This window comes from Streptomyces sulfonofaciens, assembly GCF_014656295.1.
In the GTDB taxonomy this organism is placed as follows: Bacteria; Actinomycetota; Actinomycetes; order Streptomycetales; family Streptomycetaceae; genus Streptomyces; species Streptomyces sulfonofaciens.
The window spans coordinates 1-24,869 of sequence record NZ_BNCD01000022.1 but is presented as its reverse complement, the minus strand read 5'-3'; the positions used below and the strand labels follow the sequence as shown (position 1 = coordinate 24,869).

The 24,869-nt window shown below is 71.1% G+C and carries 22 protein-coding genes and 4 pseudogenes; 11 read left to right on the top strand and 15 right to left on the bottom strand.

The annotated features are described in order from the left end of the window. Positions 1-22: 22 nt before the first annotated feature. Entirely contained in the window at positions 23-169 is a 147-nt protein-coding gene (locus IE313_RS28060) for a hypothetical protein (protein ID WP_189937235.1), read from the bottom strand. Here IE313_RS28060 and IE313_RS28055 point away from each other — a divergent pair. The 6 genes and pseudogenes from IE313_RS28055 to IE313_RS28035 all read left to right on the top strand — a co-directional run. Continuing rightward, positions 114-921 (top strand): annotated as a pseudogene (locus IE313_RS28055) (site-specific integrase); the annotation flags it as partial. The gene IE313_RS28060 and the pseudogene IE313_RS28055 sit on opposite strands and share 56 nt — an antisense overlap. Positions 922-1,354: 433 nt before the next feature. Next, positions 1,355-1,510 (top strand): hypothetical protein, encoded by a 156-nt coding sequence (locus IE313_RS35655; RefSeq protein ID WP_229925024.1) that lies wholly within the window; start codon positions 1,355-1,357, stop codon positions 1,508-1,510. Positions 1,511-1,515: 5 nt separating this feature from the next. Next, positions 1,516-2,481, top strand: coding sequence for an ABC transporter permease (locus IE313_RS28050; RefSeq protein WP_229925023.1), 966 nt, complete (start codon positions 1,516-1,518; stop codon positions 2,479-2,481). After that, positions 2,478-3,194 (top strand): ABC transporter ATP-binding protein, encoded by a 717-nt coding sequence (locus tag IE313_RS28045; RefSeq protein WP_189937070.1) that lies wholly within the window; start codon positions 2,478-2,480, stop codon positions 3,192-3,194. Before IE313_RS28050 ends, IE313_RS28045 begins: the two co-directional genes overlap by 4 nt. 62 nt (positions 3,195-3,256) lie before the next feature. Further along, positions 3,257-3,868: a TetR/AcrR family transcriptional regulator gene (locus IE313_RS28040; protein ID WP_189937069.1), complete on the top strand. Its 612-nt coding sequence runs from the start codon at positions 3,257-3,259 to the stop codon at positions 3,866-3,868. Positions 3,869-4,047: 179 nt separating this feature from the next. Then, positions 4,048-4,518, top strand: coding sequence for a hypothetical protein (locus tag IE313_RS28035; protein ID WP_189937068.1), 471 nt, complete (start codon positions 4,048-4,050; stop codon positions 4,516-4,518). Between the two features lie 42 nt (positions 4,519-4,560). Here the strand turns inward: IE313_RS28035 and IE313_RS28030 are convergent, their stop codons facing one another. The 7 genes and pseudogenes from IE313_RS28030 to IE313_RS28005 form a co-directional block, all read right to left on the bottom strand. Then, positions 4,561-5,004: a hypothetical protein gene (locus IE313_RS28030; RefSeq protein WP_189937067.1), complete on the bottom strand. Its 444-nt coding sequence runs from the start codon at positions 5,002-5,004 to the stop codon at positions 4,561-4,563. Between the two features lie 66 nt (positions 5,005-5,070). Further along, positions 5,071-5,227 (bottom strand): annotated as a pseudogene (locus IE313_RS28025) (Tn3 family transposase); the annotation flags it as partial. Positions 5,228-5,362: 135 nt separating this feature from the next. Continuing rightward, positions 5,363-5,848, bottom strand: a complete 486-nt coding sequence (locus IE313_RS28020) for a hypothetical protein (protein ID WP_189937066.1) — start codon at positions 5,846-5,848, stop codon at positions 5,363-5,365. Between the two features lie 22 nt (positions 5,849-5,870). Continuing rightward, complete coding sequence (locus tag IE313_RS28015; RefSeq protein ID WP_189937064.1) at positions 5,871-8,183, bottom strand: tyrosine-type recombinase/integrase; 2,313 nt, start codon at positions 8,181-8,183, stop codon at positions 5,871-5,873. 118 nt (positions 8,184-8,301) lie between these two features. Next, positions 8,302-8,871 (bottom strand): tyrosine-type recombinase/integrase, encoded by a 570-nt coding sequence (locus tag IE313_RS35650; RefSeq protein WP_229925039.1) that lies wholly within the window; start codon positions 8,869-8,871, stop codon positions 8,302-8,304. Further along, entirely contained in the window at positions 8,807-9,541 is a 735-nt protein-coding gene (locus IE313_RS35645; RefSeq protein WP_229925022.1) for a site-specific integrase, read from the bottom strand. The genes IE313_RS35650 and IE313_RS35645 overlap by 65 nt, the downstream gene beginning before the upstream one ends. Positions 9,542-9,708: 167 nt before the next feature. Continuing rightward, positions 9,709-10,182, bottom strand: a pseudogene (locus IE313_RS28005) (Tn3 family transposase); the annotation flags it as partial. A gap of 95 nt (positions 10,183-10,277) precedes the next feature. Between IE313_RS28005 and IE313_RS28000 the strand changes: the two are divergent. After that, the gene (locus tag IE313_RS28000; protein WP_189937062.1) at positions 10,278-10,931 is read left to right on the top strand and encodes a DUF1963 domain-containing protein; all 654 of its coding nucleotides are present in this window, start codon (positions 10,278-10,280) and stop codon (positions 10,929-10,931) included. A gap of 43 nt (positions 10,932-10,974) precedes the next feature. On the opposite strand, the gene IE313_RS27995 is transcribed toward IE313_RS28000, so the two are convergent. From IE313_RS27995 to IE313_RS36500, 5 genes and pseudogenes are all read right to left on the bottom strand, one after another. Then, positions 10,975-11,364 (bottom strand): hypothetical protein, encoded by a 390-nt coding sequence (locus IE313_RS27995; protein ID WP_189937060.1) that lies wholly within the window; start codon positions 11,362-11,364, stop codon positions 10,975-10,977. A 99-nt stretch (positions 11,365-11,463) separates the two neighbouring features. Beyond that, on the bottom strand, positions 11,464-12,384 hold the full coding sequence (locus IE313_RS35640; protein ID WP_268256798.1) for a tyrosine-type recombinase/integrase: 921 nt from the start codon (positions 12,382-12,384) through the stop codon (positions 11,464-11,466). 9 nt (positions 12,385-12,393) lie between these two features. Next, a complete protein-coding gene (locus IE313_RS35635; RefSeq protein ID WP_229925021.1) occupies positions 12,394-13,620 on the bottom strand; it encodes a site-specific integrase in 1,227 nt (408 codons plus the stop codon). Beyond that, on the bottom strand, positions 13,617-14,768 hold the full coding sequence (locus IE313_RS27985) for a tyrosine-type recombinase/integrase (protein ID WP_189937211.1): 1,152 nt from the start codon (positions 14,766-14,768) through the stop codon (positions 13,617-13,619). Before IE313_RS27985 ends, IE313_RS35635 begins: the two co-directional genes overlap by 4 nt. Before the next feature lie 83 nt (positions 14,769-14,851). After that, a pseudogene (locus tag IE313_RS36500) lies at positions 14,852-15,872 on the bottom strand (Tn3 family transposase); the annotation flags it as partial. 53 nt (positions 15,873-15,925) lie between these two features. Here IE313_RS36500 and IE313_RS27975 point away from each other — a divergent pair. Then, complete coding sequence (locus tag IE313_RS27975; protein ID WP_229925019.1) at positions 15,926-16,336, top strand: MarR family transcriptional regulator; 411 nt, start codon at positions 15,926-15,928, stop codon at positions 16,334-16,336. Between the two features lie 14 nt (positions 16,337-16,350). Here the strand turns inward: IE313_RS27975 and IE313_RS27970 are convergent, their stop codons facing one another. Next, entirely contained in the window at positions 16,351-17,271 is a 921-nt protein-coding gene (locus tag IE313_RS27970) for an MBL fold metallo-hydrolase (protein ID WP_189937058.1), read from the bottom strand. A gap of 331 nt (positions 17,272-17,602) precedes the next feature. Continuing rightward, entirely contained in the window at positions 17,603-18,370 is a 768-nt protein-coding gene (locus tag IE313_RS27965) for a dienelactone hydrolase family protein (RefSeq protein ID WP_189937056.1), read from the bottom strand. A gap of 668 nt (positions 18,371-19,038) precedes the next feature. Between IE313_RS27965 and IE313_RS27960 the strand changes: the two genes are divergently transcribed. The 3 genes from IE313_RS27960 to IE313_RS27950 are packed head-to-tail and all read left to right on the top strand — an operon-like array spanning position 19,039 to position 24,394. Further along, positions 19,039-19,887, top strand: coding sequence for a hypothetical protein (locus IE313_RS27960; protein ID WP_189937054.1), 849 nt, complete (start codon positions 19,039-19,041; stop codon positions 19,885-19,887). After that, positions 19,887-22,061: a bifunctional serine/threonine-protein kinase/ABC transporter substrate-binding protein gene (locus IE313_RS27955; protein WP_189937052.1), complete on the top strand. Its 2,175-nt coding sequence runs from the start codon at positions 19,887-19,889 to the stop codon at positions 22,059-22,061. The genes IE313_RS27960 and IE313_RS27955 overlap by 1 nt, the downstream gene beginning before the upstream one ends. Before the next feature lie 14 nt (positions 22,062-22,075). Next, complete coding sequence (locus IE313_RS27950) at positions 22,076-24,394, top strand: bifunctional serine/threonine-protein kinase/ABC transporter substrate-binding protein (RefSeq protein ID WP_189937050.1); 2,319 nt, start codon at positions 22,076-22,078, stop codon at positions 24,392-24,394. Positions 24,395-24,869: the final 475 nt, after the last annotated feature.

Genomic DNA, 24,869 nt, shown 5'->3' with positions numbered 1-24,869 from the left:
GCCCGGGCCCGGCCGCAGGGTCTCACGCCAGGAAGTGAGTGAGCAGGCGGTTGAGCTCGGCCGGCTGCTCGGTCGGCAGGGAGTGGTGGGAGGCGCCCCGCAGCACCGCGACGGACGCCGAGATCGGCGAGGCGCTGGAACTGCTGTGGGGCCGCTCGGCGGTGAACACCTGGAGCGCCCGCCGCGGCGCCGTGCTCTCCTGGACGAGTTGGTGCTCCGAGCGCGGTTACGAGGGCCCGACTGTCCCGGCCTGGGCAAAGCGGCTGGCAGTACCAGACTCTGAGACCCCGGCCCGCTCGAAGGTGGCCGTCGACCGGCTGATCGCCCGGCGCGAGGTTCACCTTCGAGAGAAGACCCTGTGGCGGATGCTCCACGAGACGTCGGCCAGGGCGGAGGAGATCCTTGGCGTGAACATCGAGGACCTGGACTTCGCCGGGCGCCGCTGCCCGGTCAGGGCGAAGGGCGCCCGGACCAAGGCCCGCCGCCGGGGGCCAGGTCCGCGAGGACTACGTGCTGGAGACGGTGTACTGGGACGCCGGCACTGCCCGGCTCCTGCCCCGCCTGCTGCAGGGACGCACCCGCGGGCCGGTGTTCGTCACCCACCGCCGCCCGGGGCCCGGCAAGGTCGTCTGCCCGCGCGACGTCTGCCCGGACACCGGGTTCGCCCGGCTGTCGTACGGGCAGGCCCGCGCCCTGCTGGACGAGCACACCGCCGTACGTGGACCTGCAACGGGCCGGGATCTGTACGAGTACCGCCACTCCTGCCTGACCCACCTCGGCGAGCAGGGCGCGTCGTTGCTGATGCTGATGGCGAAGTCGAGGCACAAGAAGCCGGAGAACGTCCGGCGCTGTTTCAAGCCGTCCCCAGAGGCGATCGCCGAGCTCACCAGCCTGCTCGCTCCCGGCGGCAGCCGTCGCTGACCGCGGAGCAGGCCCTCACCCGCAGCGTGCCTGCGGCCTGGTCGGGCGCCGACTGCACGAGGCGTCGGTGCTGTTCCCTTGACGCCGCGGTCCAGCGAGAAGGAACTCTCCGCGACGGCGGTCCGCCGGTTCCCGGGCCGTGACGGCGGATTCCTCAGCCCGCTCCGGCGTCGTGATCAACAGCTAGGCGACCGGGCCTTGTGAGCAATCCGGCCGGTCGGCGTACCCGGTGCAAACCCCGGGCGAAGCCTGGCCACACCCGCACAGGGGCGGTCTGGCTGGGAGGACCCGGTCGACGTACGCGACACAACATGCCGACGGGCGCGTCGGCAACATCCGATAAGATGCCGACATTCACGTCGTCAAGTGTAGGCAAAGAGGCGACGTGGCCAGTCTGTCGTGTCCTCATTCCCTTCATCGCTCGGAGAGCTCCGTGTTCCTTGCCCTACGCGATCTGCGCTTCGCCCGCGGTCGCTTCGCCCTGATGGGCGCGGTGGTCGCGCTCATCGCCGTACTCGGTGTCCTCCTGTCCGGGCTTGCCTCCGGTCTGGCGGACGCGGCATATCCGGCCTGCGCGCGCTGCCCGTGACTCACATGGCTTTCGACGAGAAGGCGACCAGCGAGCAGTTCTCCCGCTCGACCGTGGAAGAGCAGGACTGGCAGACATGGTCCAGGGCCCCGGGCGTGGAGCGCGCGGAGCCGTTCGGGAACACCCTGGCCAATGCCCAGGTGACCCAGGGCGCCAAGAAAGGCGAGCAGGTCAACCTCGCCGTCTTCGGTATGACGCCGGACTCCTCCCTGGCGCCCCGCCCCAGCAAGGGTGAGGGCCTGAAGAAGGGCGGTGCGGGCATCGTGATCACTCGGGAGATCGCCGATCTCGGGGTGGAGATCGGCGATGTTCTGACCGCGGACCGGAGCGGGGTGCGGCTGAAGGTCGTGGGCTTGGTCGACGAGACCGTCTCCTACGGTCACATCGGCGTCGTCTACGCGGACCTCGACACGTGGCGGCATCTGCATTACGGCCTGCCCGGCGACCTGCCCGAGGCCGCGAGCCGCCAGGCCACCGCAGTGGCCCTGACCCTGAAGCCGGGCGCCGACGTCGCCGTGGTCGAAAAGGCAACCGGGACCCTCGCCGAGACCAAGGAGGCCACGTTCGACGCGTCCCCCGGCTACGAGGCCGAGTCGAGCACCATGGCCCTGATCAAGGGATTCCTGTACGTCATCTCCGCCCTGGTCGTCGGCGCGTTCTTCACCGTCTGGACCGTCCAGCGCAAGCCCGAGATCGCCCTGCTGAAGGCACTGGGCGCCCCCATCGGGTACATCCTGCGCGACGCGCTCGCCCAGGTCGTCGCCGTGCTCGTCGGAGCCACGGCCCTCGGCACCGCCGTCGGCCTGGCCCTGGGCAGCGCGATGATCGGCAAGGCCCCCTTCTCCCTCTCCGCACCGGCCGTCGCCACCTCCTCCGGCCTCCTCATCGTCCTCGGGACCGTGGGCGCCGTCGTCGCCGTCCGCCACATCACCGCCGTCGACCCCCTGACCGCTCTGGGAGCCACCCGATGACCACACCCGCCACCGACCACCAGGCCGCCGCGAACACCGACCGCTCCGGCGGGCTGCGCCTGGACGACGTCACCCTCACCCTCGGCGACGGCGATACCGCCGTCACCGCCCTCGACCACGTCGCCCTGACCGTGGCCCCCGGCGAGTTCGTCGCCGTCGTCGGCCCCTCCGGATCCGGCAAGTCCAGCCTCCTTGCCGTCGCCGGCGGCCTCCAGCGGCCCACCTCGGGCACCGTGCACTTCGCCGGCACCGAGCTGACCGCCCTCTCGGACAAGGAACGCACCGCCGCCCGTCTTCGCCACATCGGCTTCGTCTTCCAGCAGTCGAACCTGCTGGCCTCCCTCACTGTGAGGGAACAGCTCCTGCTGCCCCTGCACATCGACGGACGCCTCGACACCACTGCCCGGGCCCGCGCAGACGAACTCATCGAAGCCGTCGGACTGACCCACCGCGCCGGCTCCCGTCCGCATCAGGTGTCGGGCGGCGAGCGCCAGCGCGCGGGCCTGGCCCGCGCCCTGATGACTTCCCCCGCCGTCCTGCTGGTGGACGAACCCACCTCGGCACTGGACCGAGTACGGTCCGCCGAGGCGGTGCGACTGATCGCCGAGCAGACCCATGAGCGCGGCACTGCCACGGTCATGGTCACCCACGACACGGCGATAATGGACGCTGCCGACCGGGTGTACGAGATGGTCGACGGCCGCCTGTCCTGACGGGGGCCGCCAACCGGCGCCGCATTCCCGGCCCTGTCCACCCTTCCAGGAGCCCGCCCCGCATGCCGAAGATCAACGCCTCCACCGTCGCCGAGCACCGCGCCCAGCAACGCGAGGCGCTGATCGGGGCGGCGATCGACATCCTGGTCAACGAGGGCGCCGCCGCCGTCACACCGGCGGCGGTCGGCGCCCGCGCGGGCCTGGCCCGCTCCAGCGTCTACCAGTACTTCAACTCTTCGACAGCCCTCCTGGCCACCATCACGGAGGAAGCCTTCAGGCGCTCCAACGAGGCACTCACCCGTGCCATGGCCACCGCGAAAGGCCCGCTGGAACGCGTCGAGGCGTTTTTCGGGGAAAGCCTCCGCCTGGGCGCCGAAGGCGCACACCGGCCCGCGGTCGCCCTCGTGAACGCCGGCCTTCCTCCGGCCTGCCGGCAGCGGCTGATGCAACTCCACCTGGAGCAGGTCGAACCGTTCCGCGCCGCCGTCCGGGAGCTCGGCACTCCTGAGCCCGCGCTCACGGCCGACCTGATCGCCGGAATGCTGCACACCGCCTTGACCGCCGTCGAGAACGGCACCCCCCTCGACACGGTCACACAGCGCACCCTCGCACTCGTGCGCCGCTGCCTCACCCCGGCCGGCAGCACCACCCGCGCACCGGAGGAAGGGGCCTGAAGCCCTCGTACCGCCGAAGCACCTCGGGCGACCGCGGCCCGGCACGCCTTTGCCGGTGCCTACTCTCGGGTGGACCGGACGCGGTACTCGGCACCCCCGGCTACCTGCCGCCCGAACAGGTGCACGGCGACAGCGCGGGCCCCGTTGCCGGTGCCGAAGGGAGCCCGTCCGGTGGCCGCGTGGACGAGCACGCAGCCGAGCGCGAACACATCGCTCGCGCGGCCACGTACTCCCACATCACCGACCCTGTACTCAAAGAGCAGTACGAGAAGGTCATCGCTGCCGGCGGACGCATCGCAGGCCCGGCCGCGGAGGCGCTGCTGGCCAACCAGCTCGGTGAGGAAACCGTCCGCTGGCTGAAGAGCAACTTCTCCAAGACAGAACTCGAACTCGGCCACTGCCTTCGCACCCCGGCTGAAGGACCCTGCGCGTGCGGTCTCTATCTGCGCTGCTCGAAGTTCTTCACCACGAGCGAATACGCGCCGCAGCTGCGGCACCGTCTGGCCACCGAGCAGCAGCTCATCAACGATGCAGTGGAACGCGGCTGGCCACGCGAGGTGGAACGACATACCACGATCTCCGGACGGATCTGCGAGCTCCTCGCCGAGCTTGGTGAGTCCACTTCCCCAGACGCACCCAGGGATGCGTGATCCTCTTTTGGTCAGTTTGCTTGACGTCCCGTTACAACGCAGTCAGGAATCCACGGTGGTGCCGTCAGGCTTCCGCCCGAACGCAGACGCGAGAACGACGGGGAGGTCGGCTGCTGGAACCACAGAGTGCACCTCTGCAAGGACACGGGGAAAGTCGTCATCATCGATGGCTCCCAGATACTCCTGGCGCAGCCGGTGGATGACCTCGACGAGTTCGGGCCGCAGCCGCATCCAGGCGCGGGACGCACGGATCTCCTCCTGGACCTGACCCATGAACCAGCGCATGACCTCGTACGGGATGTCCAGGTGTCCGCCCTGGGGGTCGAAGCACAATGTCGGTTCTCGCACCGGGTCCTCGTCGGGGACGATGGCGGTCACAAGACCTCGTTGATCGGCGGCAAGGTGCAGTTCCAGGTACCAGGCGTCGTCCGGGACGGAATACATCGCGGTGATCGCGTAGTCGCCGTCGGGGTGCGGGAAGGGCATGGCCGCATGCTGCCACAGCCGTTCGACGGCAGATCGCCAATATCAGTTCTGCAACATGTCCAGATAAATGTTCACGTGGTGCCGCACGAACGGGGAGAGGCGCGACATCCTCGTCCCGGACCGCGAAGCCGTCAGCGCGGAGCTGGGTGACGGCGGCATCCATGTAACGGGTGTTGAAGAGGACCAGAGCGTTGAGGACGAGGCCGAGGGCGCCGATCTGGTCTTATCCGAACTAGCCCAGCTCGGCGGCAGGTCCGCCTGGGAGCCGTCGTTCACCACGGAAAGTAGTCGTGAAGAAGTTGGGGGGACGGGTTCCGTCGGGAGTGTCGTGGACGTCGTCCGCGCGCGCTTTGCGGTCCTACTGGGAGAACGCGTAGGTGCGGACTGGGTCGAGGTGCAGTTCGAAGGGTCCGAAACAGTCGGCCGCGAGGGTCGCGACCGGAGCGCCGCAGGGGCAGGACCGGTTGAGCCCCTCATCGCCTGTCGGTCCGCAGCACCCACTGCTGTTCTCCCAGTTGGGTAGCGGCTGAAGGCCGGTGGCGTCATCAGGGTGCACCAGCACTGTGTGTCGGCTGCCGGCCGAGGTGACGAAGCCTTCTTCGCGGCAGACCGCAGGTCCGCGCGACTGAGCTGGCTTCGGGTCATCCTGATCGTCCTGCACGACGTAGGGAGGTCCCCAGGGCTCGGGATCGATCGCGTAGTGGCCCTGCGGAACGGTGGAAGGCGCCCGGCGTGTCTCCTTGTCCCGGTCGCGCTCGTCGTCTGAGACGTCAGGGACGGCGGCAAGCTCGGTGAGCTCCGGCGTGATCGCGGTGCCGCACTTGGAACAGAGGAAGACGGTCATCCCCTCGTTGTAGTGCTCACGACTACCCCTTCGCATCTTCGTTTCGCTGCTCGGAGTCGATGCGCGCGACGGCGCCACGGAGATCGGGCATGCCCAGGTGGATGGTGGTATGCCGGGCCGCGAGGTCGCGCATGGCGGCGAGCTTCTGCTCGGCGGCGGCCAGGCTGGCCTCGATCGCGGCGACCTCGCCGAGCCATCCCTGTTCCTTGGCCTCCTGGAGCCGGTCGATCAGGTTCGCGTGGATCTCCTCCAAGCGGGGCATCTGCTCGGGATCGGGCCGCAGAACAGGGCAGCGAATGCAGGCGTGTTCATGGACACAGGGGGTGCCGAAGTCGCGGGCGCAGACGCCGAGGGCGACCTTCCGCAGCTCGAAGTGGGCGAGGAAGTCCTGCCACTCCTGGGCGGTGGGCTCGCGGTACTCCTCTTCAGGTCGCAGCGCCCGGCGGCGGGCGATGAAGGACCGGTGGTGGTTGATGACGTCCTCGGGGTAGATCGCGGCATAGCCGAGGGTCGTGTCGACCGTCCGGTGGCCGCAGATGCGGGCGGCGACGTGCGGGGGCAGGCCGGAGTCGAGGGCGTCGGTCACGAAGATTCTTCGGAAGTCGCGGGGCGTGTATCGCAGCTGCTCGTTGCCGGGCCCGGTCAGCCCGCTCGCGGCGAGGGCGTCGTTGAGGCAGGTGTAGATGTAGTTGCGCGGAATGGCCCGGTCCTCCGGGCCGCAGCGGCGCTGGAAGAGGAACGGCATCGGTGCACTCCAGAGTCGTTCCAAACTGTCGTAGGCGGAGACCAGGGGCATGGCCTGCTGCCCGCGCCGGACGCGATGAATGATCGCAGTGAGCACCTCGCCGAGCTCTGGTGAGACCAGCAGCAGCCGCTCCTGGTCGAGCTTGGACGGGGCGACCTGGAGCATCGGCACGATCTCGCCGGTGGTGGGCATCTGGTAGGCGACGAAGCTGTGGTGGGTGAGTTCGAGTGCTTCCTTGATGCGCATGCCGATGTGGCGAAGGACCTCGACGATGGCCCAGGCCCAGAAGGCGCGTTCCTCTTCCACGGTCAGGTCCCGGCGCTGGCCGGTGGCTGGGTCGTCGGCGTAGACGCGGGAGGACATCCCTGCCCGGCGCAGGAGAGTCTCGCCCGCCGGAGTGGTGAACGGGGCTCCGGCCGGGGTCTCCCGCCCGGTGGCGAGACAGGTCTGGACGTCCTTGAGCTGGCGCTCGACTGCTTTGACCAGGGCCGGGAGCGCGGGCAGCAGAGTGCGGGTGCGCTGGTCCATGGCCGCTTTGCCGCGGGCGCGGTTCTTACTGTGATCGGTGTCGCTGTCGCGGACCGGGCAGGGTGCGACCCACGGGCCCCAGCGTGTCGGCTCGTCGGCGGCCCAGCGGGCGAGGTCCTGGTAGAACGTGCGGACCCAGCTGAACACGGTGTGTGCGTTGACCCGCGGCCGGATGGGAGTGCCGTGCCGGTCACGGACCATGCGGACGCGCTCCCGCCAGGCGGTGACAGCGTCGGCGTCCAGCCGCAGCGAGTCGATGCCCGGCTGGTGTTTCTCCAGGTCGCGCCAGAACAGTCCGGCCAGGGTGCGGGCCATGTCCTCCAGCGTGGTGTAGTCGACGTCCACCGCGCGTTCGGTGAGGTAGTCGACCAGGAGGTCGCGTATCGCGGTGCAGGTGATGCCCTGCCGGTCGACCAGGGCCGCCGGTGTCAGCTGCCCCGGCAGCATCACCGTCTTCAGCCGTGCCGGGGCCTCGGGGCCGAAGACACCGAGGCCCGCGAGGAGCGCGTAGAAGAGGTGCTTGCCGTGGTAGCCGTTGCTCTGGTGCTCGCCGATGGCGTGCTGTAACTCGACGCAGTCGCCGATGGTGACGTCGTGAACGCTCCCGCCCTTGGAGGCCACGATCCAGGTGACGCGGTTGAGAGCGTTGTTGCAGTCGTTGGCTCCCGCGTGGCCGGTGGCCGCGTACTGGTCCTTGAGCGCCACGAAACCGTCGGGATCGGTGACGCTGCGGATGTGCGCCAGCAGTTGCGAGGGGCGCTGCCGCAGCAGCCATCGGTAGGCGGGGCGTACGACTTGTCCGCCCAGCAGCGGGATCACGCCGCAGCGCAGATCGGCGCGGTCGTACTTGCGTGCCCGCTGGTGCTCGGCGAGCCACTGCACCGGCAACCGCGTCCACTCTCGGCCGGCCTCCTCAGCTCCGCTGGCCACCCAGCGCTCCTGCCAGGTGCGGCCGGGCTGGTCTTCCAGCCAGTCCAGCAGCTTGACGAGGCCGCGCTGCCGTGAGCGCTGATTGGCGTCGCTGTCCGCGGTGAACGGCAGCGCGAGTGTGCGCTCCAGCACCTGCTCGCGCGGCTCTTCCGTCTGCCACCAAGTCTCCGGCGCTTCGCGTTCCTCCTGGCCGGGAGGCAAAGGGCGTGACGGACGGGGGCGGAGGGCCGGGCAGTCACGGTCGCGGTGGTCATGCCGGGCCTCCACCGAGGGCGGCAGGGCCGAGCAGCGTCTGGAGAACCTCGGAACGGTAGCCCGGGGCGGGCATCACCGGCTTGACGGGCTCCGCAGCCTGCCGGGCGTGGTGGGCCAGCATGTGCGTGACGACCTCGTCCTCGGCGGGTTCGAGGTACTGCTCGGTGGTGCTGATGTGGAGATGGCCAAGGACCCATTGGACGTCGGTGAGCGAGAGCTTGGGGTCGCGCACCATGCGTTTGGCCGCGCTGTGCCGCAGGTCATGCAGGGTCCAGTTCGCTCCCAGGGTCTCGTTGGCCCGGGTGAACACCATGCGGGCCGCGTCGTAGCTTAGCGGCCTGATCGGGCGCCGAAGAGTCCACCACAGTGGTTCCTCCGGCCCGTCGATGGCCTGCGGGCGGATCTGCTGTTGGTAGAGCCGCAGCCATACGAACGCGTCGCTGGAGGCGGGGATCCATTGCAGGGCCCGGGAGCCCTTGCGGATGACGCCGATCGTCTGGTCACCGGGGCTGACCCGATCGCGGCTGACGCCGAGGAGTTCCGAGGCGCGCGGGCCAGCCGAGATGTAGAAGGCGACCAGCGCGCGGTCGCGGTGCGAGGGCAGGGCTGCGAACAGTTCGTTGAATGCCTGGTCGGGGATGCCGCGCGGGGTTCGCCGGGGTTCCTTCGGCTGGTAGGGGGCCCGGCGGGCAGGGCGTTTGAAGGCGTGCGTCGGGTTGTGGTGGGCGTTGAGGTGCTCGTCCTCGGCGCGCTTGGTCTTCGGGGAACGGGTTGAGCAGCGGCCGTCCGTGCATGTCGCGGTGGTACTCGTAGAAGCTGCGGACGACCGCCCGCGCGTGCTTCCGGGTGCGTGCCGCGTAGTTCTCGCCCGCGTACCGCTTGCCAGTCACCGGGTTGACCGACCCGGGCGCCGGGGCGTCCGGCCGCCGGGGCCGCGGCGGCTTTTTGACCATCTTCAGCCACAGTGCGAAGTCTCGGGCCTCCGCTCGGCCGATCCGGTCCCACGGCACGTCGACAGCCCACAGGAACCGGAACCAGGCCAGCAGCTCGTACGCGTACGACCGGAGCGAGGCCGGGCTGTCGTCGTCGGCGAGCATGTCGAGCAGGAACTGGCTGACCGCCGCCACCTCGATCCCGTCCCGGTCGAGCAGCCGGTACGGCAGCGACGGATCGCCGGTCTCCTCCACCCGGCCGACCCTCGGCACCATGAGCGCCGTGACGTCCCGTAACTGCATGCCCTCTTGCACCTGAGCCTCCACGAGCTGCTGTGGCCTCCAACAGCTCGTGATGACAGCACATCAGGAAGGTGGCATGGCACGGCTTCGGGGCAAGCTGACCGGCCTGGTGCCAGGTCCCGTCACCGTGCGTCGATCTCCGAGGGCTCGTCGGCTCACACCCCCGGTAGTTCGGTCAACAGGTCCTCCATCCCATCCTGGTAGCGCTGGTACAGATGCCCCGCCCGGCCGTGGAAGATCTTCCGGGCGAGCGCATGCCGGCCTTCCTGGAGGTTGGCCTGCACCTTGATCTGGCGGCGGTAGCCGGGCTCGTCAGCCAGACGCAGGATGTGCAAGGTCTTCGCGATCCGCCCGTAGTGCGCGATCGCGTCCCCGAGCGGGGTCGGTCGCCCGTCGCGAGACAGCATCCGGATCACGTCGTAGGCGCGGACGGCGCCGGTGTGAATGGAGCCGATGATCCGCAGGATGTCCTCCCAGTGCCGCTCGATCCGCGCGAGGTCGACCCGGCCACGGGCCGCGCCCTGGAAGGCGCCGTAGTCGGCTGTGCGGTCGATGCGCCACATCTTCTGATGGGGCAGGTCGGCGAGCTGCGGCGCGTACGCGAATCCGGCGAGCGTAAGCAGGCCGAAGACGATGTCGCTGTTTATGTGGACAGTTCAAGTTGATCACCCCTCGGCGTGCCGCCCGATCGCCTGATCGGCGTGGGTGTCGGTGGGCTGCCGTAGGGTCCGGTCCCATGACAACGACACTGATGACGTACGCGGGGCCGGGTGATCCCGAGGAACTGACCACCCGCACTGGCGGAGCGCCACTGGCTCCGGCGGGGACGCCATGGCCCGCTTGCGTGACATGCGAGGGGCCAATGCAGTTCCTGGCTCAGGTCGTCCTGAACGATCTGGACCGGCCGATGGATCAAAACGACACGCAAACCGGGCACGTCATAGCGATATTCATGTGCCAGAACGACCCTGGTATGTGCGACGAGTGGAGCGCGACGGCCGGCGGCAACCGGGCCCTCCTGTTCCCCGCCGAAGGGCTGCAACCGATGACCGGGCCCGGCGAGGACGAGGGCCTCCTCCGTCTCGGCGCCGTCAACGCCGTGAACTTGGTGTCCGTTCCTGGCTCCGACTACGGCAGTGCTCGCGAGGAGTGGGGCAGCCGCAGCGGAAACGACCTTCGCAGTGTCCTGGGACAGCTTGGTGGGCAGGCCGACTGGCTGCAGGATGACGAGACGCCGGGGTGCCCGAGCTGCGCTCGCCCGATGGACCTGGTCGCGCAGCTCGAAGAGGGACCGGACCATGCCACGGCCATGAACTTCGGCGGCGGCGGGGCAGCTTTCACCTTCGCTTGTGGACCCTGCCTTCAGGCCGCCTTCCTGTGGCAGTGCTGACCTGCGCGAGAGAAGTCGGTCGAGCTGGCTGGAGACCACAGCATCATTCGCCCGGAGTCTTGCCGTAATACGGCCTGATGGTCCTGCCCAGTTTCCGCTGGATCGACCGAAGGGTCCGGATCGTCGACTCGTCGCTGAGGCCCGTGGTGGTGGACCACTCGCCCCCGGACCCCATGAGGTCGCTGACGAACACGATCTCGGCGGCGAGTAGGGCACGGGCCCAGTCGACTTGGGCGAGCGGGAGGTCGTCGGTGAGCGCGAGTCGCAGCCTGCGGCACTGGTCGAGCATGTCGCGCTTGTCTGCAAAGCCCATGCCCACGGCGAGTTGATCGCTGCAGTGTGCCGGGCCGCCCCATTCGGCCAGCGCCCGCCGGAGCAGTTTGATCTGGTCGTCGGCGAGCAGATCGCTTCCCACCGCTTCGCTTCCCACCATCACTCGGATCCTTCCCATGTCGTCGGGCCGCCGAGCCACCGTTTCGCACGGCTCTGTCACGGCCACGCGGAGGAGTATCCGCTCTTTCTTGATCCACCGTCACGGGGCTCCGCGTCGCGGACTGGGATCGCCGGGGCGGCCCGGGGCCTGCGACGAGAGTTCAAGTCGGTCGACTTCCGGTGATTCGTTGGGGCCGTCAAGCGGTTCGTTGAGGTCGGCCAGCAGCTTCTCGATGCGCTGGCTGGTGCAGCGATGCCGTTCGACCTCGCGGTCCCAGCCGCGCTCGGCGGCGTCCAGGGCAAGGGTCTGCTCGACTCGGCGGCGCGTCCGTAGCCGTGGCGCATAGTCAGATGTCGTGACGAACTTGGCGCAGGTCAGGTAGAGGTCGCACTCGCACGGGCCCTCGGCGGGCAGGCGCAGGCATCGGCCGAGTTCGAGCTCGGTCTTGAAGAAGTTCGTCCTCAGCCAGTCGATCGAGGTGTCCGGCAGAGCGCCGGTTCTGAGTTCCTCGGCAGCCGGCCCCGCGATCGTCGCTCCGGGCCCGAGGACGGCGCGGTAGTCGCGCAGCACTTCCTGGTCGCTGACCTGCGCGTAGACGAGGGCCATGCTCACGGAGGTGTGCCCGAGCACCTTCATGATGGTGTGCAGCTTCGCACCGCGTTCGGCGAGCTGAGTACCGACCGTGTGACGGAATCGGTGGGCCGAGACGGTACCGCGTCCGGTGCCGCCGCGGCCGCCCGGGCGGACCAGTCCGACAGCCTTGCAGGCGTCCTGGATTGGCGTCTCGAACAGGTAGTAGGTCGACAGCAGCTTGCCGTGGCTCATGAACAGGTAGCGGATCTCCTCCCCGGTGCGCTCGTCGGTGAAGGGCCGCTCGGGCGCATCCTGCCGCAGGTCGATGACGGTCTGCAGGGCCGCTGCGGCGTCCTCGTGCAGCGGGACGACCCGCTCACGGTAGGTCTTGCGGCCGGATAGCCGAAGCCGAGGGGTGCCGTCGGGGTAGCGGTCGAGGCAGTCGATCGGCAGACGCTAGATCTCGGTGCGGCGGGCCCCGGACCAGCGGGCCACCAGCAGCGCGGCGCGCTGGAACGGGCAGGCGAGCGCCTCGATGGCCGGCATCAGCTTGTCGAGTTCGTGCTCGGGAATGAAGCGGGGCACCTTCTGGGGGTACTTGGGGGCGTCGCCCGCGCCGATGAGGGTGTGCCCGGGCACGTCGGCGTACTGCCAGACGGCGGTGTCCCGGAAGAACTGGGAGAGCCCGGAGATTCGTTGGATGCGCGACATCACGCCCAGCGGCTTACCGGTCCTCTCCGTCGGGGCCTGGGCGATGTGGCTGATCCAGTCGAGGCAGTGCTCCCGGGTGACGTCAGCGAAGGTGGTGATCTCGGGATGGTTCTCGCCGAGCCAGACGCCGAACACCCGCACCGCGAGCTCCAGCCTGTCCACGGTCGACGGGGCATCAGTCAGCTTGCGGGCCGCCAGCCACTTCTGGGCGACCGCCAGCATGCGCGGCGGCATGTCCATCGGCAGCTTCCACGAAGGCATCAACTTGCGTGGCTGGGCGGCCACCTGACCGCGGTGGAACAGCACGACCTGCAGTTGGTGCAGATGGGTCACCCATTGCTTGGAGGCGTTGTCGCGGTAGCTCTGCGCCGACGGGTAGAAGTGGTGCAGGTCCTCGCGTTCGCCGAACAGCCTGACGCCTTCGAGTGCCTCGGCGATGTGCTCCTCGGTGATTTCCGAGGCTCGCGACAGGTTGGCGTGCAGGGCGATCCGGCTGACCGTCCAGTTCATCGCCTGCCTGGCCGAGCCTGCGGCGTATCCAAGCGCAATGGCCTCCTCGATCAGGGCGCCAGTGCCCAGGTCGATGCCCATCTCGCCGGCCGGGTCGATGACCCGCAGCTGCCCGGCAGCCAGCATCCACGGGTAGTCGAACGTGATGTGCCCACGCAGAGCGAGGAACAGCAGGTAGGGGCGGGCCCGGAAGGAAACCGGGAAGGACGGTGACGTGTGCGGTTCTCCGGGTAGCCGGCCGACCCGTTCCACCAGCGGGGCGGCGAACCAATCGGTCATTTTCGGCCAGCGTTGGATGAACGCGCGGTAGTGCCGAAGCTTGGCGCCGCGGTAGCCCGGGTGGATATCCTGCCTGTTCACGAACGCGAGGTACTCGGCCTCGGGGCAGTGCCTCGCCGGCTGCCAGACGCGCTGCGAGGGCACCGCGAGCTGGGCGGCGGTGGAAACTGCTCCGGCCCTCACGTGTTGGCTCCCCCGCGGCCCAGTTGGTCGAGGGCCTTGTGATAGTCGGCGACGACGGCCGGGTCGGAGACCCGGGTGTAGATACGTGTCGATTCGGGAGAGGCGTGACCGAGTCGCTTCTGCAGTGTCAGTTCCCGCATGCCGCCCTCCCACATGCTGGTCGCGTGAGAATGCCGTAGGGCGTGCGGGGTCATCCACGGCTCGCGGATCCCGGCCCGGGTGCAGGCCCGGGAGAACATTCGCACCAGGCCGTCGTAGCTCAACGCCTCCAGCCGCCTGGTGCCGTGCCCGCCGATCAGGAATACAAGCCGGCTGTCGGCGTCGGCGGGACGCTCTCCCATCACGTAGGCGCTGACCGTCGCCAGGGTCTCGGCCTCGTGCAGGTCGACGACTCGTTCGTAGCGCGACTTCGACCGGGCTCCCTTGGGATGGTCGTCGCGGTGGCGGACCACCACCCGCCTTCGGCCGTAAGCCAAGTCGTCCAGGTGCAGGCCCAGGACCTCGCCGGGCCGCAGGCCGCCGTGCAGCATCAGCAGCACGATCGCCTTGTCGCGCAGGCCGCGGAGCTGGGCCAGTAGGGCCTGGACCTGGTCATCGGACAGCGGGCGTGGCACCCGCTGCACGGTCTTGACGCGCACCGCCCGGCGGACCGGTCGCTGGCGGCTGGCCCGGCCCATAAACGGCCGGTGCCGCTCCGAGACCCGGCCGAGCGCCGGGTCCAGTCGCTTCTCCAAGGGGTTGGCCCGCTCCACCAGGCCGGACAGGATCGCGTACTCGTAGAACGAGGACACCGCCGCCAGGATTCGATTCACCGTGCTCGCCGCCAGCTTGGTCGCCGGGCCCTCCGCGTCCACGGTCACCACCGACAGGGTCATCCGCCGCCGCGGACGCCGGGACGGCACCGACCGCAGGTAATCCAGCAGCGCGATCGAGTCCGGCGGTCCGAAGCGCTCCCAGGTCAGACCGCTACCAGCGAAGAAGAGCCGCAGGTGCCGCAGGTCGTAGGCATAGGAGACCAGCGTGTTCGGCGAGCAGTCCCGAGCCGCGAGGAACCGCAGGAAGCCGCAGACTGCCTCGACCGGCTGACCCCCGTCGTCGAGCAACTCGACGCGCAGTGACCCGCTCTCCTGGCTCTCGCGTACCCGCATGGAACCCTCCGCCGCTGTCGCACTCGACGGCCAGGCCGACCGCCCCCGACCCTCAACGAGGGACGAGGTGTCCATGTAACTAAATACGAGGCGGTGTCCGTGACGATCATCTCCGGACGGCGGCCGCCGTCGCGGTCGTAGAGGACGTCCAGCACGTACAGGGAGTCACGCGGCGTGCCGGCCACCACCTTCCCACCGAGCCCGGAGGCCTGGTCATTGATCATGTTGAGCCAGGTGGCGCCGCCCCGGCGGCCGAAGTACTTCGGGTTCGGCCGCGCGTACACCGACGGCACGGGCACAACGAACCGCATGCCGTCGACCGAGGCCACCAGGCCGCCGCCCCACGCGGTCGCGAGGCCGATGGACGCCTGGTGCTCGATCAAGGTGGCGTTCGCGGCCCGGTAGGTCGCGAGCCGCAGGTAGGTCTGGTCGACGTGGGACAGCCGCCCGTGCTTCAGCGCGTCGATCCCGCCGATGACCGGGGTGTAGCCGACGTTGCAGCCGTGGGCGACCAGCAGCGCGGCGATCGTGACGTGCAGGTCCTTGAGGCGGGGCCCGGCGCCGGTGACCGAGGTGAACGCCTGGTCAGCGCCGGTCCAGGAGAACACCTCCAGCAGCACCTCGGGCAGGTCCACGCGGGGCAGCATCGCGTTCACCGCTGCCCGCAGCTCCAACAGGGAGGCCGGTTCGGGCTCCGGCTCCAGCGCGGCGAAGTGCAGCCGGCCATCGTCAGAAGACGATCTGCGCGTTGTCCGGCAACCGGGAGGCGACCTCCCGGTACGTGCCGTCCAGCAGCACCGCCCGCGCCGCCAGGTGCTCACCAGCCTCGCCGGGCAGTCCGAGCGAGGCCGGCACGGTCGGCCTGGCCTGCTCCCACGCCTCACCGGCCAGCAGCTTCGCCCGCGGGTCGCCCCACTTCGAGGAGTTCTTCGCGAACACCTGCTTGCTTCGCAGCATCCGGTGCGTCTGCTCCAGCACGCAGAACGTGTACGCCCTCCAGTCCACCGTGCCCGGCTCCAGGTGCGGCGCCGCGAGCACCAGGCGCCGCCACGACCCGGCCAGCAGGCCGGTGTCGATCTCGGCCGGGTCGACCTTCTTGCGGCCCGGACACGGGCCGGGCCGGGCTTACGGCCACGCCGGGCCCCCTCGGCAGGCAGTTGGGGTTGAACTCGGCGTCCACCACCGCGCTGATCGACCGGCTCGAAGGAATGGGCCTGGTGTGCCGTGAGCATGACACGCGTGACCGCCGCCGGGTGCTGCTGACCGTGCAGGACAAGGCCGTCGCCATGGGCTGGTCCTTCTTCGGGCCACTATCGACGCCATGGTCGCGGCCGCGGGCTCCTTCGACCCGGCGGACGTGGCCACGACGCAGCGGCTGCTGGGAAAGGTGCGCGACGCCGTCGCCGGTCAACGGCGGGCTCCGGGGCCCGGCCCGCTGCCGGGGTCCGACCGGTCCCCCGGCGATGCGTCGCCGGGACCGCGGACCGCGCCGGGCCGGGCCCGAGGCAGCGAGGGCCCCGGGCCGGCCCGTGGCGCCGCGCCCGGGAGCGCCGCGCCATAGGTCCTGAGCGGTCGTTCGGGGTCAGGGGAGCCTGAGCGGAGTGGGCAGCACCACCTCGGTGGGGACCGTCTCCCAGGTCCGGCGGCCTGCGCCGTCACGGACGACACGGCCGAAGACCTGGTCGCCGAAGTGGAAGGCGAAACCGAGTGTGCCGGGGCGTTCGAGCTCCCCGAGCAGCCGCTCCCGGGCCTTGTGGACCCCCTGGATGTCGATGTCGGGGCCGGAGGGCCATTCGGGGTGCGTCATCTGGCCGGGGGTGTGGAAGGCGTCGCCGAGCACAAGCACCCGCTGCTCGCTGTCCGGGTCGGTCACGACATACGTGGTGTGGCCGGGGCTGTGCCCCGGAGTCACCAGCGCGCTCACACCGGGGAAGACCTCCTGCCCGTCGTCGATCCGGGTGAGCACGCCCGCCATGGGTTCGAGGACCTCCGAGCGCGACGGCGCGCCGGTCGCTATCTCGTCGCGCCAGTACGGCTCCCACTCCCGACCGGCGACGAGATAGGCGGCCCGCGGAAAGGTCCGGTGCCGCACACCGTCGGAGTCGAGGGTGAAGCCCCAGCCGGTGTGGTCGCTGTGCAGATGGGTGAAGGCCACGGCCTCGATGCCCTCGGGCGCCACCCCCAGGGCGGCGAGGGTGTCTAGCAGGGCGCCGGCGCGGGAGGCCCCGAGATCGGCGGGGATGGTGACGGAGCCCAGCCCGGCGTCGATGAGCAGGGTGCGGCCACCACGCTGTACGAGCACACCACCCACCGAGGCGGCGACCCGCCCGCGGGGCGTGAGGGCCTGCGGATGGTCCGCCCAGAAGGAAGCCGGTACGGCGGGGAAGAAGCCGGCCGGCTCCATCTCCATGGCGCCGTCCAGTACGTACGTCAGGCGGGTGCCTCCGACGGTCAGCGTGCGTACCGCGGACTGTTCGTTGAGCAGCCCCGTACTCTCGTTCATCTTCGACTCCATCCATCGGTCGGCTCTCAGAGCCCCGTCCTGCCGGCCCCTGTAACGCCCGGCTCCCGTTCCACCCTTCCCACGGAGCACCCGCCCTTCCACATCTCCGCCGCCCCGGCCTCCAGAGGGTCCGAAGGCCCGCCCCGGAGGGGGCCGCCCCGGCATCAGCCCCTGGACTGCGGTATCGGCATCCGGCCGGTGGCCGGATGCCGATACCATCAAACAGGGCAAACAGCGGCAGACCATGGCGGATCTGAGCGCATCAGTGCAGCTCCGAGCAGCTCAACCCGGAGACGGCAGAGCAGATCCGGGCTGGTCAGAGCGGGTCAGGTCACGCCGGTGAGGTGACGGCACCGCCGAGGTGCCGGGCGAAGAACCGGACCGCGCTGTCGGCCTCGAACCTGGGCAGTTCCTTGTGTCTGCCCGCGTTGGCGTGCAGCGTCTTCTCCTTAGAGGCGAATGCGTCGAACAGTGCGAGGCCGGACTGGCGCGGGATGTGCTCGTCGTCCCACTGCAGCACGAACTCGACCGGAACGGTGATCCGCCCCGCCGTCTCGGCCAGGGACTCGTCGTGCCAGAAGATGCCGAAGACCGCGGCGACGATCCTTGGTTCGATCGCCGTCAAGGGCACCCCGATCGCGGTGCCCATGTTCAGACCGAAGTACCCGACCGGCCCTTCGGTGCCGATCTCCGGCAGTTCCTGGAGGGCGTCCAGGGTCGCCCGCCACTCCGGCACGGCACGCTCCGCCAGGTGGGCGTTGTAGGGGACGACGATCGGGCCGACCGGCTCGCCCGCCGCCATCGCCCGCTGCATCGCGGCGATCTCCCGCTCGTCGACCGCTGTGCGCGGCCGGCCGCCGTGACCGGGCGCATCGATGACGGCGACGTGGAAACCGCAGCCTTTCACGAGACGGTGTGCGCGGCCCGTCATCGCCGGCCACCTCTTGTGGGTGCCGCCGCCGTGGCCCATGAGCACCAGGGGCGCGCGATCGGGGCCGGATGCGGGCGACCAGAGCACGCCGGTGACCTCACCCACGGTGAAGTCGCGTTCGACGACGCCGTCCGATGACGTCTCCGCGGTGAAATGCAGGGAAAACACAGGTTGTTGCCTTTCGGGAGGCCTTGTTGTCGAGGCGCTCCCGGCGACACCTACGTCAGTCGCCCGACCGTGACCAAGAGGGGGAGCACCCACTCGAATACAGCGTTCATGGGTCTCACCTCCTCCTGCGGCAGCACGGTCTCCCGCACGTTAACAGCCGCGTGTTTCCCGTCCAACCCATTTTCCGGTGACCTCGTCGTCGCCCGGGCGCCGCCGAGGAGGGTGTGCACGCTGCCCGGCGCCGACGGCCCGTCGCGCATCCGCCGGCCGGCCGCACTGCCCGCCGACCGAAGGCGCGCTGCCCACCGGCCGGCGACCGGCGCACCGCGGTGCTCCCGTGCGCCACCCGGGAGCCTTGCGCGACGGCACCGACCGGCGTGGGCGCCAGGGGCGGGTGGGCCGCCGAAGCCGTGTTCCGACAGGTCGAACCGGTTGCCCTCGACTGTACTGGCTAGTAATTCTTAACTCTCAAGAGTCAGGACAGGGCCACCCTCCACGGAGGCATACCGGCCACCGACCGCGAACACGCCGCCCGGCCCCGCGCGGTCCATGACGGGATGGCACCCTGAGCGCATGTCACCCGACACCGGCGGAACCGCCCGGCCTGGCACGACGTCAGGTTCCGTGGAGAGCCGGAGTGCGGTGGCCGTGCGGGGCGGAGGAGGACAGTGGGGCTCAACAGAGCGTGGCGCGAACGGAGTGCGCTGGTGGCATGCGGCCTGCTGCTCACGGCATGCACGGCGACGGATCACGGCACGCGCACCGGCGAACCCCCGGCGCCCGCACACGGCTCGAACGGATCGCCGGCAGGCGACGAGTCCCTGCGGGCACCCGGCGCACAGGCCGATCCCGCCGGATTCCCCCGGACCACCGCACAAGCGCGGGCACTGGTGCGGAAGGTGATCGCCGATCCGGAGCTGATCGGTCCCGACGCGGAGCGCGGCACGCCCTACGAGAGCGACCCGGCGACCTGGGCCGTGCTGGACGACGGCTGCACCTGGCGGCGCGAGCGCTTGCCCGGTGACGTCCTGGCCACCCTCACCCGGCACTTCGAGATGCCCGACGGCCACGGCCGCACGGCGCGCCTGACGGCCACGGTGACCGTGCACCGCACGGCCCTGCAGGCCGCCTGGGAGCAGGCCGGCGTGCTCGACGAGGCCATGGCGTGCCCTCAGCAGACCCTGCGCCCGGGTGAACGGCTGACCGGGCTCCGGTCCTCGGCCTTCGCCTTCGGTGAGGGCTCCAACGACTACAGCGACGACGAGCTGAAGGAGCGCGGCCAATGCCGCGATGAGCGAGGTGGCCCGTACGCCTACTTCTGGACCCAGGCCGCCTTCGGCCCCGTCGTGCTGAGCACGTCCTCCTGCGGAGGCCGGGACGAAGACTCCGATCCGTTCGCGCGGTCGGCGTCGGCATCCATGGTCAGGATGCTGGGACGGGCGAAGGCCGAGATCGGCGGGCCGGCGGCCCGCCGCACCGGCACCAGCGCGCCCGGCGCAGGCGCAGGAGGCGCGTGATGGAGCGGCTACTCCCCCACGACCCGGCATGGCTCGGCCAACACCGGCTGCTGGCACGGCTGGGTGCGGGCGGCATGGGCGTGGTCTACCTCGCGCGCGCCCGCACCGGGGAACTCGCAGCGGTGAAGGTGATCCAGCCCGAGTACGCCGACGACCCGGACTTCCGGACCCGGTTCAACCGCGAGGTGGCCGCGGCCCGGCGCGTCGATAGCCCCTGGGTGGTACGGGTGACCGGCGCCGACCCCGCGGCGTCGGCGCCGTGGCTCGCGACCGCGTTCGTGCCCGGACCCTCGCTGGCCCAGGCGGTGGCGTCCTGCGGTCCACTGCCCCCTGACGCGGTACGGGCCCTGGGCGGGATGCTGGCCCGTGCCCTGACCGCCGTGCACGCGGCGGGACTCGTGCACCGCGACGTCAAACCCGGCAACGTCCTGCTGGCCCTCGACGGCCCACGGCTGATCGACTTCGGCATCGCCCGCTCCACGTCCGCCCAGCAGACGGCCCTCACCTCCGCCAACGTGGTCGTGGGCACCCCGGGGTTCCTCTCCCCCGAGCAGGCACGGGCCCAGCAGGCCGGACCGGCCAGTGACGTGTTCTCGCTCGGCTGCGTCCTGGCCTTCGCCGCCACCGGCCGACCGCCCTTCGGCACCGGCACGGCGGACGCCGTCCTGTACCGCACCGTGCACGACGAGCCCGACCTGCACGGCGTCAGCGACCCTGCGCTGCGGACCCTGCTGGAGCGGTGTCTCGCCAAGGGCCCCGCCGAGCGGCCCCCGGCAGCCGAGCTGGCGGAGAACGCGGCGGTCCGCACGCCGGCCGGCGCCTCGGCGGACACGGCACGGGCCGACGCCGCCGACTGGCTGCCCGACCCGGTGGTACAGATGATCGCCGACCAGACGGCCGACATGCTGGACCTGCCGGCCGTCCCACCCACCGCGTCCGCGCCGCCGCCCGAACCCGCACCGTCCGCCACCCGGCCCTCGACCCGGCGGCGGTTCCTCGCCGCGGCCGCCGCCGGTGCCACGCTCCTGACGGGCGGCACGGCGGCAGGCTGGGCCGCGCTGCACGGCGACGGCGGCGGGTCGGCCGGCGGCGGCCGCCGCTGGGCGCTCGGCGTCCAGGCGGACCTGAGCGGGCCCGGACGGGATGCGGGCCTGGCTCAGGAGCGCGGGGCACGGCTGGCCGTCGAGGAGTTCAACGCCCGCGGCAGCCGTCCGTTCACCCTCGACCTCAACGTCGTGGACGACCACGGGACCGCCGCCGGGGCCAGGTCGGCGGCGCAGCGGCTGACCGGTGACAACGGCGTACTGGCCGTCCTCGGCCCCACGGGATGGACGTCCGCGGAGGCCGCCGTGGGCACCTACGAACGGGTGGGACTCGCCCTGGTGAGCGTCTCGGAACTCTCCGTCTCCGCGGCCAACGCCGCCCTCGTGTTCAACCCGCACGCCTACTTCCACGCCGCACCACTCACCATGATCGGCGGCTACCTCACCGACACCGCCCTGGCCGCCCGGGGCGCACGGCGGCCCGGTCTGCTCATCGACCGGGCAGGGCGGCTGACCGGCTGGGAGACCTCCGAAATGGCCCAGCAGTCCGCCGCCGGGATGGGACTGGACGTCTACGCACGCTACGTTCCCGCCCTCGCCCCTGACCCGTCGGTGGTCCTGACGGACATGCTCGACCGGCGCATCGACGGCCTCTACTACACCGGCACCCCCGAACGCGCCGCCCTCCTCGCCCGTGCTCTGGCCCGCCGGGGCTTCGACGGCCCACGGTTCCTCGACCACCCGGCCGCCACGCACGTCTTCACCGCGGCCGCCGGCTCGGCCGCCGAAGGATGGCAGGCCATCACCCCCTACATCAGCCCCGACGCGCCCGCGGTGAAGGCGTTCGCCGCCGCCCACCGCAGACGTTTCGGCAGCGCACCCGGCATCTGGGCGGCCGAGGCGTACGACGCCACCCGCCTGATCATCGACCGGCTCGCCGCACTGCGCGCGCGGGAACACCGGCGGCCCACCCGGTCGCAGTTGGCCGCGGCACTGCTCACCTCCCGCTTCAAGGGGCTGGCCACCACCTACGCGTTCGACAAGGACCGTACGTTCAAGGCCGACCACCTCTTCCGGGTGCGGGTCAGCGGCGGACGGTTCCGCTACGCGGGCACGGCGCCGATCGGCTGAGGGGAGGTCGATCGGTGCGGCCGCTGCACGCACACGACCCACGAGAACTCGGCGGGCACCGGCTGTTGGCGCGGCTCGGCGCCGGCGGCATGGGCATCGTCTACCTCGCCCGCACCGCGGCGGGCGAACTCGTCGCGCTCAAGGTGATCCGGTCCGAACACGCCGGCGACCCCCACTTCCGGGCCCGGTTCCAACGCGAGGCCCGTCTCGCGGCGCACCTCCGCAGCCCCTGGGTCGTACGGGTCACGGACGCCGACACCGAGTCCCGCGCGCCCTGGCTGGCCACCGCCTTCGTGGCCGGCCCCACCCTGGCCGAGACGGTGGCCACGCTGGGCCCGCTGCCCGCGCGGAGCGTCCTCGTCCTCGGCCGGCGCATCGCCGAGGCCCTCACGGACCTGCACACCACCGGCCTGCTGCACCGCGACATCAAACCCACCAACATCCTCCTGGACCGCAGCGGCCCCCGGCTCATCGACTTCGGCATCGCCTGGGGTCCTGCCACCACGACACTCACCACACCGGACGCGGTACTCGGCACCCCCGGCTACCTGCCGCCCGAACAGGTGCACGGCGACAGCGCGGGCCCCGCGAGCGATGTGTTCGCGCTCGGCTGCGTGCTCGTCCACGCGGCCACCGGACGGGCTCCCTTCGGCACCGGCAACCCGGCCGTCGTGCTCTACCGCACCGTCCACGAGGAACCGGACCTCGACGGCCTCGCCCGGCTCCCGGACCCGGCACGCGCGACGATCGTCCGCTGCCTCGCCAAGGACCCCGCGCAACGGCCCGGCACGGCGGAACTCCGGGACGCGCTGCACCGCACCGGCGCCCTGACCCGTCCGGGCCCACGCCCGTCGCGCACGGGTGAGCCGCCCGGTTCACGGCCGCCGCTCCCCGACCCGCGGCTCCCGCTCGCCCATCTGCCGTCACCTGCGCCACCGCAGGCCGACGGGGCCGACGGGGCCGACGACTGGCTGCCCCCGGGCGTGCTGCGGCTGATCGCCGCGCACGCCGCCCGTGCGCTCGACCCCCCGCCGCGGGCCGACCCGCCGGCACACGAGGAGGGCGGCCCGCGGGAGACGGCCGAGGGGTCAGGCGAGCCGGAGAAGGGCCCGGAGGCACCAGACTCCACACGGCGCCGGTTCCTCGCCGTCGGCGGTACCGCGACCGCCGTACTCGCCACCGGCGTCATCGGGGCGGCCCTGGCCCTTCGACGCGGCCCCGGCGACGGCCCGCCGACCCGCACCATCGCGCTGCACGGCACGGACACCGAGGAGCAGCGCGGCGCCGAGCTGGCCGTGAACGCGCACAACTCCCGCTCCGGCATCCGCTTCCGGCTCGCCCTGACCGCGCTCGACGACCGCGGTCGGCCCGCAGGCACCGAAGCTGCGGCCCGCCGTCTGATCGCCGATCAGGCCGTGTGCGCGGTCCTCGGTCCCGCCAGCGGGACCGCCGTGCGTGCGGCGGGACCCCTGTACGCGGCCGCCCGCATGCCGATGGTGCTCGTGTCCTCCACCGTCGGCGAACTACCCCCCGGCTCGCCGCAGCCCGACGATCCGAGCACCACCTGCGTCACCCGGATCGGTGACGAGCTGCTCGGCATGCCGCTGGCCTACTACCTCACCGGCACCCGCCCCAGCCGCCGTACCGCCGTCATCGAGGACGAGGCAGGAGGCACGGTGGCCACGGAACTGGCCGCCGGCTTCCGCGACCAGCCACCGGTCGGCGGCACGGCCACCCTCCACCCCGTAGCCGCGCACGACGACATCCGGCCGGCCGTCGCACAGGCGCTGGCCGGCCGGCCCCAAGCCGTCGTCTACGCCGGCACCTCGCCCGAGCGGGCCGCCGCCTGCGCCCGCGCCCTCGCCGCCGCGCGCTTCACCGGCGCCCGCCTCACCATCGGGCCCGTGATGCGGCCCGCCTTCCTCACCGCCGCGGGTGCGGCCGCCGAGGACTGGGTGTTCGCCTCGCCGTACACCGAGCCGGCCTCGATGACCACCGAGGGCGCACGGGCGTTCACCGCCGCCTACCGCGCTCGCCACGGCACCGCTCCCGGGCCGTGGGCCGCCGAGGCGTACGACGCCGTCAACCTCGTCGCCCGGGCCCTTGAGGCCCTCGGCGGCGGCAGCCGGGCCACCCGCGGCCGGATCGTGGACCAGCTCTTCCGCACCACGTTGGACGGGGTGGCCAAACCGGTGCGGTTCCTCACCGGCCAGGACCACAGCTTCGACCCCACCCACACCGCCTTCCTCTTCCAGGCCAGGCACGACCGCTTCGAGTTCCTGGGCCGCTACGACCGGCTGAAACCCGTACGCCGCGGGCCGGTCCGGCACTGACCCCGCCCCGGCCGTAGTTCCAGCCATGAACGCCTTGACCAAATATGAGCGTTGACGGGCCTGAATCCACCTGCCATGGTCTAGACCTGAAACAGCGGAGGATGCCTGCGGTCTCTCCGGCTGCCCACCAGCCGTGCGACCCGCCGGCCCACCGTACTCATCCGGCGGGGAACGCGACGACGGAGCCGCACCCGGCTCCTGCCGGTCGGCCCGCCCTGCCGCAAAGGAGTTCACGTGACGCTCAGGAAGGCCGCGCCCGTCACGGTCCCCGGCGCATGAACCCCTCCGTCCGGTAACGGGCAGGGCCTGCCGGACGGTGGGAGGCCGCGTCCCCGCGCCGCCTCGACGGCCCGTGCCGCCTCCGAGGCCCTTGTGATCCCCCGCAACGGCCCTCTCCGCCCCGTTATCTTTTCCGCGGTCCTGCAAGAGGGCTGCTGGCCTCCGGGCCCGGCATGACTGTTGCCCCCTGTCGAAC

Bases quoted from the DNA above. Each gene is read 5' to 3' on its own strand.
- IE313_RS28050 (WP_229925023.1), top strand. From the start codon at position 1,516: ATGGCTTTCGACGAGAAGGCGACCAGCGAGCAGTTCTCCCGCTCGACC.
- IE313_RS28045 (WP_189937070.1), top strand. From the start codon at position 2,478: ATGACCACACCCGCCACCGACCACCAGGCCGCCGCGAACACCGACCGC.
- IE313_RS28040 (WP_189937069.1), top strand. From the start codon at position 3,257: ATGCCGAAGATCAACGCCTCCACCGTCGCCGAGCACCGCGCCCAGCAA.
- IE313_RS28030 (WP_189937067.1), bottom strand. From the start codon at position 5,004: ATGCCCTTCCCGCACCCCGACGGCGACTACGCGATCACCGCGATGTAT.
- IE313_RS28020 (WP_189937066.1), bottom strand. From the start codon at position 5,848: ATGACCGTCTTCCTCTGTTCCAAGTGCGGCACCGCGATCACGCCGGAG.
- IE313_RS35645 (WP_229925022.1), bottom strand. From the start codon at position 9,541: ATGCAGTTACGGGACGTCACGGCGCTCATGGTGCCGAGGGTCGGCCGG.
- IE313_RS28000 (WP_189937062.1), top strand. From the start codon at position 10,278: ATGACAACGACACTGATGACGTACGCGGGGCCGGGTGATCCCGAGGAA.
- IE313_RS27995 (WP_189937060.1), bottom strand. From the start codon at position 11,364: ATGGTGGGAAGCGAAGCGGTGGGAAGCGATCTGCTCGCCGACGACCAG.
- IE313_RS27985 (WP_189937211.1), bottom strand. From the start codon at position 14,768: ATGCGGGTACGCGAGAGCCAGGAGAGCGGGTCACTGCGCGTCGAGTTG.
- IE313_RS27970 (WP_189937058.1), bottom strand. From the start codon at position 17,271: ATGAACGAGAGTACGGGGCTGCTCAACGAACAGTCCGCGGTACGCACG.
- IE313_RS27955 (WP_189937052.1), top strand. From the start codon at position 19,887: ATGGAGCGGCTACTCCCCCACGACCCGGCATGGCTCGGCCAACACCGG.